Here is an 8,826-nt window from a genome sequence, read left to right as displayed (position 1 = left end):
CCACCGTTTTTCTTACAGTCCCCAACGTCACGAACCTGGCGTCGTCCCCGCGGCCCCGCGCCGGGCCGGGTCCGACGGTGGGTGTGGAATCCTTGGGTGATGATGGCACTGAGTTGGCAAGTGATGGCGACCGGTGTCTTCGGAAAGCGCGGCAGGTCGGTGGGACCCGAGGGAGAGATCTGGCGTACTGACCTCTCGACGCTGCGCGATGTCGTCCTGGACCGGGAAGCCATGACGGCCAGACTGGGGGAGTACCCGAGCCTGGAACGGGTCTGGGCGCTGTCCCTGCTGGACCGCGGACAGCAGGCCGTCTCGGAAGGCCGGGCACTGCTGACTAATTCGACGGACCGGTTCCGGCCCCTGCTCGTGCTGGCACATGCCTATCAGCGCCAGTACCAGTGGCACGAGGCCGCACGGATGCAGGAAGATGCCCTGCGTCTGGCCCGCTCCCCGGCCAGGGAAGCGCTCGTCAGGTATGAGATCGGCCGGCGCCTCTTTGATGAAGCCCTCTACCGGGACGCGGCAGCCGAACTGGAATGGGCGCATGACCTCTACCGCACCACCGTCCGGGAACGCCTCGCCAGAGTCTGCGATCAGGCCCTGAAACGCGCCCGGGAAGTTCTCCTCACAAACGGCATCGCTCCCAACGACCCGTCTAATCAAACTGGCTGAGGCCTTCGAGACGGAGTTGATTCCGGACACACGACTCGGCAGCACAGTCCCCGGCGTGCTATCCCGAGACTGGATCCCGAGCCACAAAATCGCCCGGCGCGACGGGAAACGCAGGCGCTTCCGCCCTCCCTGAACGGGCGGGCGGAAGCGGCACCGGTTCGGCCCCGGCGGCTTGAGACCGGCCCTTGTCCGGCGCTGAGTCCGGCAGTGCCCCGCTACCAGGGCAAATTCCCCACGCACCGTCGTTCGCGACGGTGCCCCCATGTGCGGCGGAGCCTTAGACTCCCCCCAATACATGCGAGTGAGGGCCCGGCATGACTATTGTGCTCCCGGACATCCCCGCTTGAATGAATGCGTGCAAATGTTTCCGGAGGAAAATCCGCTGTCACAGGGCGTGGTCGCAGTTTCCCGTCACAGGAACCTAGCCGTCACTGTCCCTGCGGTTGGGGTCCGCGACCTCTTTCTCCGGTGGCGCGTCCTGGGCAGCCGCGGCATTGCCTGGCTCCTGCCGGTGGCGTGTGACCTGGTCAATGGTGACTGAGCCGAAGTAGAAGGCTACGACGACAGCAGTGATGGAGGTGAAGCTCGTCAGAAGCTCGGACGTTACTTTGTTGATCGACTCGGTTGCCTGGTTCGCCGCGCCGTCCGTCGCAGGGCTGCTCGTGCTGACGCCGGTGCTGAAGAAGACAGCCCAGGAGAGCAGAACCAGATACAGCACGATGACCGTCGCGGCGATAGCGTCCCTCATAGCGATGGCCCCGGGTTCATCTCTAACGGTCCTCTCGTAGGACCAGATCCCGTAGAACGTGAAGACTACTAGCGATCCCAGACCCAAAACATAGCCCAGGTCCCGGAATCCCGGGAGGTGGTTCCACGACCACAGTTCTATGAGCGGAGCACCGATCACCACCAAGGCATCAGGCAAAAGAACCCGTAACCAAACCCGTTGCCTCCGCGTTCGAACCGGGGCCGCGTTCGCCGCCATCTCACCCTCCGCCCGGAGCCGGAAGCCAACCCGTGCGCCAGGGCAGCGTAACGGCGCACCCGGCCCGTTACGCCAAGTTTTGGCTCAGCGAAATTCCGTGTCAAGACCCAACGGGAGGTGCGGAAACCACGTGCGGACCGGATCAATCTGCCGCCGTGAGGCGCCGACGGTTTGGGGGGCGGTTCCATAGGCGGTAGTTTGTTCCAAGCATCTCCGCATTCCCCCATTTGCGGAGCCGCTGACCGGAGGAAGAGCCCCAGTGCTTGAGTCGTACCCCGGCTCGTGTGGGGGATCTTCTGCTGTTTACACCGAAGGTGCAGTCCTCGGCATGAGTCAATATAACTGGCTATCACGACGAATTTTTTTCGCGGAGCTGGCCGTGCGATCTTCCTCAATAGACGGGCATGCAGAACACGGCGACACGGAGGATGGCCCAGTCGCCGTCCGGGCGGCGTACAAGTCAGCGAAGCGCCCCACGGGAACCCTGTGCGGGGTTTCGTCAGTCCGGCCGATCCCTGCCCAGTGACGCGCGGTGGTACCAATCAATGGCCGGCTTCATGCCTTTCCTGCTGTTGGGACAATTCCGGTTACTGCAATGCGACGGGACTTCTTCCTCCGGCTCTCTTGCGCCCGGCCCGCTGTATTTGAACCGAACCAAGACCACGGCTGATCCACATGCAGCACAGACCAGAATGGACCGCATGGTCATCGACTGAAACCTGTCCCGGCCAGGACACCGGCTCGGCGGATGATGACGATCTTGCTGTGGAATTCGAGTCCGGCGGTGTGGCCCCTGGCTCTCATGCATCCCCCTAAATTGGTCTGCGATTAGAGTAGCGCGTCGGGGTGGAGCACCCGCTCTGGGGCACACCGTGCGACCCGGCTGGTCCTCGATGGCCTCCATCAGGGACACTTCCCCTGGCCTCCGGGGACGAGCCCACCGCTGCGGTCTGCAGACATATAACACTTACTGGGCAGAAAAAGTTGTGGAATTTATGAATTCATGAATTCGGCAACTGACAGTCAGGTGGTGGTTCCGGCTGCCCTCACTGGGCACCGTTTGCCCTATCCAGCCGGAACTTGCACGAGAACTGCGGATAAGTGTCGGAATCCTTGATGCTGAGTTGCCAGTCTTGATCGAAGCGCACATATTCTGACCTGATCAGGTGCGCGGACATCTAACAGGGATCGCAGGGAAGTAGGCGAAGCCATGGGTCAAGGACCAGCTTTGGACGAACGCGCCGCCAGCGGCGTCATCACGGATGACCAAGCTACTGACTTCCACGCCTTGGGACTCGCAGGCTGCATCGATGAACTGACCGTTCCCCTGCGCCACAGCGGGGTCAGGGTGCGTTGGGAGACTCCGCCTCATGGCGTCCAAATACCGGCCGCCTGCGCCACGCTGCTGTGCCAGGCCGCGCAGGAGACACTCAACTGCGCATTCAAATACTCTCAGGCCACCGAACTGACGCTCCACCTAACAGCCGTCGACCACGGTGTCCGGCTGACCATCACAGACAACGGCGTCGGCTCCCAAAGACAACTCCTTGGTGGCCGGGACCATGGGTACGGCGTGTGCCAGATGACTGCGGCCGTGTACGAAGCCGGCGGTATCATCACTATGGATTCCGTACTCGGCACAGGCACTTTGGTATCCATCACCGTGCCCCTGAACTAGCGACGGAAATCCAAATGGCCGGTCTGCGAGGAAGCACAGCGCGCCGGCTAATTCGCATTCAATGCAAACACACAACGGAGCTTACTGCTTGTCATAACCTCCGTGTCGGCCTTTGCTGCCCGGCTTCATTGGGCGCGAAACGCGCATCTAATCAGAAGAATCAGCCTCAAGTAGCGTCGTTTGGCGGCGATCTTTTCCAGCGGAGTGACCGCTCTGGTTGGTTTATCACTGACGCCTGTGTTGCCACATGCTGCAGTTGTTACCTCCCTCGAGCTACTACGAGCACGAACAGCTGAAGAAGCGCAATGGAGGCTGCAAGGCGCAGTCCTGAACGACCTCCTCACCGGGGAGCCGTCTGCCATGAGCACTATCGTTGCCCGCGCAGAGCGGCTAGGCCATGATCTGACCCTCGAGCACTCAATGGTCGTCATCTCCTTGACGCATGTCGCCCAAAGCGACGTCAACACCTGCCTACAACAGGCACTTCGACGAATAAACGCGTGGACTGCGCCGTTCAAACCCCGCCCCCTGTCAGGTATACATCACGACCGAATCGTCGTTTTGATGCCCGCCGCTTTCGGGCAATCAAGCTCCCAAATTGACCTGAGCGACGAGGTCCGCAGGCTTGCCGCTTCACGTCGCCCAATCGCCTCAGCGACTGCGGTATCACTGGGACCCTGTCCAGACCTGAAAATGTATCCCCGCGCCTATCGCTCTGCAGCCGGGGCGCTAGACATGCTGGCACTTACAGGACAAACGGATACTTCCGCGACCCTAGACGACCTAGGCCTTGTCGGTCTACTCCTTCAGCTCGACGATGCGCACCAGCTACTTCAGTATGCAGATCGGACGCTGGGACCGGTACGCGCTCACGATACCTCGCGAGGAACAGAACTCATTAGGACCCTCCGAACCTACTTCGCATGCGGGCTGGTCAACGCAGACACCGCCCGACTTCTGCAGGTACACCCCAATACCGTCGGACAGCGCCTCAGGCGCATCCAAGCACTAACGGACAAGGACCTCACGCGCCCGGACCACGCCATGGAGCTCGCGACTGCATTAACTGTCGGCGATGTTGCTCAGGCAACACCTACGTCATCAAGGGGCTACCAATAGGCTCGTCCTGGACTAAAACGAAGGATCTCAAGTGCCCACAACTCCGTGGTTTACCCCTACTACTCCTTCGGTCGAATGCAAGGGCCGATACTAAAGATTATGTAAATCTGTCAGAATGACAGGACAAAAGCAGGTCTCAGTTTAGCTTAGCATTTCCGCCATTCCCACCTTGCTTGCGGAGTCTCCCGCGCCTTGTCAGCCCTTGCTTTGCGGTCCCAAGAGCCCTGAGAATCCGCCATAAAATTGGCGAAGCTCCGGTCAATAGCGGGGCCAGGTCGTGTCGTCTCCCGGAGGGGGCACCGCGCGTGCCAGGTACTCGAAGTCGCTGCCGCAGCCTCATGTGGCCGTCCACCGGGAGTCCAGCCTTTGACCAATCTCTTGCCCGTCCCCACTGCTGCCACATAGGCTCATGGTGTGAGTGGCGGGGACGGCAATCCGACAAGCGGATCCGGCCCGCGACCCGTGAAGGAAACAAGCATGGCAACAGGTACAGTCAAGTGGTTCAACGCCGAAAAGGGCTTCGGTTTCATCGCCCCCGACGACGGAAGCGCTGACGTGTTCGCACATTTTTCGGCAATCGCATCCAGCGGTTACCGCTCCCTCGACGAGAACCAGAAGGTTCAGTTCGACGTCACCCAGGGCCCTAAGGGCCCGCAGGCGGAGAACATCCAGCCGCTCTAAGCGGTTCTCAAAAAGCTGACCGGCACAAGCCGGTCAGCTTTTTTGTTTCCCACAATGCCCCTTGCCGTAAACATGCCCAGCATGACCACGATGAAGGCCCGCCAGCCCAAGGCGTCAGCTCCGGCGGGCGATTCACCGAAACCGGCCGCAAGAAGGTACCCGTCCAGCTCGCCGACGGGGAGAAGCAGCAACAGGACAGCAGGTGTTGTGATGACCGCTGGAATCCGTCGACCGTCATCGTCGACACTGTTGCACATGCTTTTGTGGTGGCATCATGACAATGGACCGGCATAAGAATCACTGGAGGAACATCATGAGCGATCCCGGAACTGGACAACAGCCCCCCTGGGAGGCCGAAGATCCCCGAGCCGAGAACCCCGCTACGAAACAGACGGAAGATCCCAACATAACGGAAGACCCGGACGGAACACCGAAGGAGAACCCCTCAGGCTGAAAGCCTCCTGAGGGCCCGACGCGAGCCGTTGTCACGGGACCCGCGCTACACCCGCCTCAAAGGAGACATCTCCCCTGGGCGAAGGGTTTTGGGAGACGAGCCGTTGGTTGCTTCCGGACTCTCTCCCCCCTGTCGTTGCCGCTATACCGTCAACGCCACCAAGCCGAAGGTCCCCACGCCGGATCGCCGACGGGAGGTGGCGGTCCGTCAGGTCGCACCGGGTTTGGCCAAAGAATAGCTGCCTATTTCAAAGTCTGAAATGCTTCAAGATGCTTTGGTTATGATTGGGGCATGGAACCTGCCCTTAACCCTTTCTCTCCCGGCTCCGGGGTCAGGCCTCCTGCCTTGGTTGGCAGACGGAAGGAGATCGACGCGTTTGACCTTCTGGTGGCCCGGGCGAAGGCGAATGCGGCCGGTGACCGGGGTATTCTCCTGACTGGGCTTAGGGGTGTGGGCAAAACCGTTCTTTTGAACGAGTTTTCGGAAATGGCCCGTCGCAATGGGTGGCTGGTGGTGCAGTTCGAGGCGCAGCCCGGGGACGGCGGCCCCGCGGCTGTCCGGAAAAAGCTCGCTCGTGAACTGCAGCTGGGAGCCCGGCGGCTCCGGCAGACGCCCGCGTGGTCGCATCTTCGCGCCCAGGGCCTGGGAAGCATCTCAAACATTTCGGTTTCCCTTGGTCTGCAAGGCCTCACCGCCGACCTGAAATTTGATGCCGGTCGCGCTGACTCGCGAAACCTCGAGATCGACCTGGAAGAGATGGTGGAGGACGTCTCGGCCTCCATGCGAAAAGCGAGGGCAGGGTTTGCGCTGGTCATTGACGAGATGCAGGACCTCGAGGCCGACCTGCTGGGGGCGCTGCTGACCGTCCAGCACGCTGCCGGTCAACGGGGCTGGCCCTTCTACATCGTCGGTGGAGGCCTGCCGTCCCTGCCGGGCCGGCTCAGCGAGAGCCGCTCCTACGCCGAACGGCTCTTCCACTACCGCATGGTCGGCAAGCTCGCCCCGGACGCAGCCGCCGAAGCACTCACCGTTCCCATCGCCCGCCTTGGCGCCGTTCTCGAGGGCCAGGCCTGGACACCATGCTGGACGCTGCCGGCGGTTACGCCTATTTCCTGCAGGCCTACGGGCGCACCCTCTGGGAGACGGCGTCCGAGAAGGTGATCACCGTCGGTGATGCCCGGCTTGCGGTGGAGCTCGGAACAGCCGACCTGGACCACGGGTTCTTCGTCGCACGCTGGCAACGGGCCACACCTGCCGAACGACACTACCTGCGCGCGATGAGTCAGGACGGCGAAGGCCCCTCTGCCACGGCAGACCTGAGCGGCCGCCTCGGGAAGGACCACAGCTCCCTCACCAGCCAACGCGCCCGCCTCATCGACAAGGGGATCATTTTCGCCCCCGAACATGGGCTCGTACAGTTCACCGTCCCCGGAATGGGCGCATTCATCGCCCGGCAAAAGGACTGACCCCGCGCAAAACGCCAGCGCTCTGCCTTCCAGGATTCCGATGTCACCCGGTCCCGAAACCGGCGGCCGCCGCAAGCCATAACCCAGACAGCGCAGACGGTCGGCGCCTGCACATTGGCCCCACGATCCAACGTGCTCAAGTTCGACTGATATTTACCGGCTGAGGTCTTTTTGCGCCTGCCGGGGAGTTCCCGGCATGCCCGCCGCCTTGCGCGCCTTTGGTGCTTTACGGGTGGTTGCGACGGCGGCGGCCGGCGGGGTTGCCTGGTCCCGGTCTGCGTTGAGCCGGGCTTGCACTGCTTCACGGTCTGCGACGTGATCAAGACCCTTGGCCAGGGCTTCCCGGCGTTCGGCCGAGTCGTACGCGGCGTCGGCTTGACCACTAAGTTGTTCGGGGCGTGCATTCTCTGCTTCCACATCATTGCGCCGCGCTTTGTCCGCGCGTTCGGCTTCTGCCAGCAGTTGCGCTGCTTCGGCCTTTTCGCCTGCGGCCGACGTCCGTTCCTCCTGCGCCTGGTTCTTCGTCCGCTCCGCTTCGTTGAGTGTTGCAGCGGCGCTGGCACCCGTGCCCAGAGCTGCGACGTCGACACCGTAGCGGCGTTGTACCTGCTCTGCTACTGCGTCTGCGGCAGAACGGGCCATGGGATCGTAGGCCTGCCACGCGGTGGCGGTTTCGTGGACCCGAACAATGTCTTCGACCTTGGCGGTGTCCCACCACCGGCTGTCCAATGCGGGTGCCAGCTGGGCGCGTGCAGCTGCACGCTCTGCCTCGAGGCGGGCACGTAGTTCGCGTCCCTGTTGTTCTTCCGCAGCGTGGGCGACGCGAAGGCGTTGTTCCCGGGCCCTGGATAGTTCTTCGCCGATTCGCCCTGCGGCTGTGAGGCCGGTGCGGAGCATTGCTTCAACGACCTCGTCCAGTCCGTCTGATTCGCTCATGCTCTACCTTCCTGGTGCTATCGCTCGATGTCCGGGCGGTCGTTTCCGCTCTGTTGGGCCAAATCGATCAGGTGCCCGGGTCCGTTGCCTTCGCTGCCATCGGCCGTCTCACCCAGAAACACGACGTTTCCGCAGTAGACATCCGTCAGGGTTCCGGTGGCTTCCAAAAGCAGAAGCGCGGCGTGACGGTTTGGTTCAAGGCCCAGATTCTTTCCTTCCTCGTTCAGGTAAAAGTGCCAGTCATCCCCGCTGACGGCTTCGATATTTCCGGCCACAATGGATTGCAGGTTCTGCAGCCCGGCATCGATGCTTTCGATTTGGGCGGGTTCGTTCATGTCGGCGGGGATGATCAGGGCGTTGACGCGGTTCACGAAGTTGTCCTCTCGAATTGGGGGTCAGGCCGGGAGGCGTTGCCCGCTAACCCTGGATGAGTCAGCGGGCAACGCCTTTTGGTGTGGTGTGGTTAGTCGGCGGTGGGCCGGTACGGTTCACGGTAGCGGGACGACAGTTCAGCGGCTGCTTCGGACAGGTTGCCCGGCCCTTGGGCTTGCCCGTTTTTCCATGAGAAGAACGCGTGTTCGGTGATGGCTTCCCACTGCGCACGCTGGCTGCGGTAGTAGGTTGTTTTCACGTCTCCCTCACAGTAGGACGCGACTCCGAAGAGGCTCCCGATGGTGTCAGTCGTCCGCGTGACAGCGACCATGACGTAAGGCCATTGGCCCAAGTCCCAGCCGTCGCAGCCCCACACACCAAGGACTGCCCAGCCCTCGGCTTCGATCAGCTCAATCCAGTCGTAACCGCCGTTCTCGTGGTGGGACTGTAAGAAAAACGGTGG

At 62.0% G+C, this 8,826-nt stretch carries 11 protein-coding genes; 6 read left to right on the top strand and 5 right to left on the bottom strand.

Annotated features, from left to right (window positions below; all coding sequences use genetic code 11):
• Positions 1-99: 99 nt before the first annotated feature.
• Positions 100-672 carry a hypothetical protein gene (locus J7I92_RS22875; protein ID WP_251040353.1) on the top strand — a complete coding sequence of 191 codons (573 nt, stop codon included), beginning with the start codon at positions 100-102 and terminating at the stop codon, positions 670-672.
• Positions 673-1,093: 421 nt separating this feature from the next.
• Here J7I92_RS22875 and J7I92_RS22870 read toward each other — a convergent pair whose 3' ends face one another.
• Complete coding sequence (locus J7I92_RS22870) at positions 1,094-1,420, bottom strand: hypothetical protein (RefSeq protein WP_214844203.1); 327 nt, start codon at positions 1,418-1,420, stop codon at positions 1,094-1,096.
• 1,447 nt (positions 1,421-2,867) lie between these two features.
• Between J7I92_RS22870 and J7I92_RS22865 the strand changes: the two genes are divergently transcribed.
• The 3 genes from J7I92_RS22865 (at position 2,868) to J7I92_RS22855 (ending at position 5,135) form a co-directional block, all read left to right on the top strand.
• A complete protein-coding gene (locus J7I92_RS22865; RefSeq protein ID WP_214844202.1) occupies positions 2,868-3,335 on the top strand; it encodes a sensor histidine kinase in 468 nt (155 codons plus the stop codon).
• A 360-nt stretch (positions 3,336-3,695) separates the two neighbouring features.
• On the top strand, positions 3,696-4,454 hold the full coding sequence (locus tag J7I92_RS24750) for a helix-turn-helix domain-containing protein (RefSeq protein WP_214844201.1): 759 nt from the start codon (positions 3,696-3,698) through the stop codon (positions 4,452-4,454).
• A 477-nt stretch (positions 4,455-4,931) separates the two neighbouring features.
• Positions 4,932-5,135 (top strand): cold-shock protein, encoded by a 204-nt coding sequence (locus J7I92_RS22855; RefSeq protein ID WP_104046164.1) that lies wholly within the window; start codon positions 4,932-4,934, stop codon positions 5,133-5,135.
• Here the strand turns inward: J7I92_RS22855 and J7I92_RS22850 are convergent.
• Positions 5,132-5,392: a hypothetical protein gene (locus tag J7I92_RS22850; RefSeq protein ID WP_214844199.1), complete on the bottom strand. Its 261-nt coding sequence runs from the start codon at positions 5,390-5,392 to the stop codon at positions 5,132-5,134. The genes J7I92_RS22855 and J7I92_RS22850 overlap by 4 nt on opposite strands.
• A gap of 488 nt (positions 5,393-5,880) precedes the next feature.
• On the opposite strand from J7I92_RS22850, the gene J7I92_RS22845 reads away from it, so the two are divergent.
• The gene (locus J7I92_RS22845) at positions 5,881-6,750 is read left to right on the top strand and encodes an ATP-binding protein (RefSeq protein WP_251040352.1); all 870 of its coding nucleotides are present in this window, start codon (positions 5,881-5,883) and stop codon (positions 6,748-6,750) included.
• Positions 6,669-7,055, top strand: a complete 387-nt coding sequence (locus tag J7I92_RS24125; protein WP_251040351.1) for a hypothetical protein — start codon at positions 6,669-6,671, stop codon at positions 7,053-7,055. Before J7I92_RS22845 ends, J7I92_RS24125 begins: the two co-directional genes overlap by 82 nt.
• Before the next feature lie 153 nt (positions 7,056-7,208).
• Here J7I92_RS24125 and J7I92_RS22840 read toward each other — a convergent pair whose 3' ends face one another.
• The 3 genes from J7I92_RS22840 to J7I92_RS22830 all read right to left on the bottom strand — a co-directional run.
• Positions 7,209-7,991, bottom strand: coding sequence for a hypothetical protein (locus J7I92_RS22840; RefSeq protein WP_214844197.1), 783 nt, complete (start codon positions 7,989-7,991; stop codon positions 7,209-7,211).
• Positions 7,992-8,008: 17 nt separating this feature from the next.
• Entirely contained in the window at positions 8,009-8,362 is a 354-nt protein-coding gene (locus tag J7I92_RS22835; RefSeq protein WP_214844195.1) for a DUF3846 domain-containing protein, read from the bottom strand.
• Positions 8,363-8,454: 92 nt separating this feature from the next.
• On the bottom strand, positions 8,455-8,826 hold a 372-nt coding region (locus tag J7I92_RS22830; RefSeq protein ID WP_214844192.1), incomplete at its 5' end, for a hypothetical protein.

This window comes from Arthrobacter sp. ISL-72 (assembly GCF_018613755.1).
Classification (GTDB): domain Bacteria; phylum Actinomycetota; class Actinomycetes; order Actinomycetales; family Micrococcaceae; genus Arthrobacter.
This window is presented reverse-complemented; position numbering and strand designations above follow the sequence as displayed.

Bases quoted from the DNA above. Each gene is read 5' to 3' on its own strand.
- J7I92_RS22875 (WP_251040353.1), top strand. From the start codon at position 100: ATGATGGCACTGAGTTGGCAAGTGATGGCGACCGGTGTCTTCGGAAAG.
- J7I92_RS22870 (WP_214844203.1), bottom strand. From the start codon at position 1,420: ATGAGGGACGCTATCGCCGCGACGGTCATCGTGCTGTATCTGGTTCTG.
- J7I92_RS22865 (WP_214844202.1), top strand. From the start codon at position 2,868: ATGGGTCAAGGACCAGCTTTGGACGAACGCGCCGCCAGCGGCGTCATC.
- J7I92_RS24750 (WP_214844201.1), top strand. From the start codon at position 3,696: ATGAGCACTATCGTTGCCCGCGCAGAGCGGCTAGGCCATGATCTGACC.
- J7I92_RS22855 (WP_104046164.1), top strand. From the start codon at position 4,932: ATGGCAACAGGTACAGTCAAGTGGTTCAACGCCGAAAAGGGCTTCGGT.
- J7I92_RS22850 (WP_214844199.1), bottom strand. From the start codon at position 5,392: ATGTGCAACAGTGTCGACGATGACGGTCGACGGATTCCAGCGGTCATC.
- J7I92_RS22845 (WP_251040352.1), top strand. From the start codon at position 5,881: ATGGAACCTGCCCTTAACCCTTTCTCTCCCGGCTCCGGGGTCAGGCCT.
- J7I92_RS24125 (WP_251040351.1), top strand. From the start codon at position 6,669: ATGCTGGACGCTGCCGGCGGTTACGCCTATTTCCTGCAGGCCTACGGG.
- J7I92_RS22840 (WP_214844197.1), bottom strand. From the start codon at position 7,991: ATGAGCGAATCAGACGGACTGGACGAGGTCGTTGAAGCAATGCTCCGC.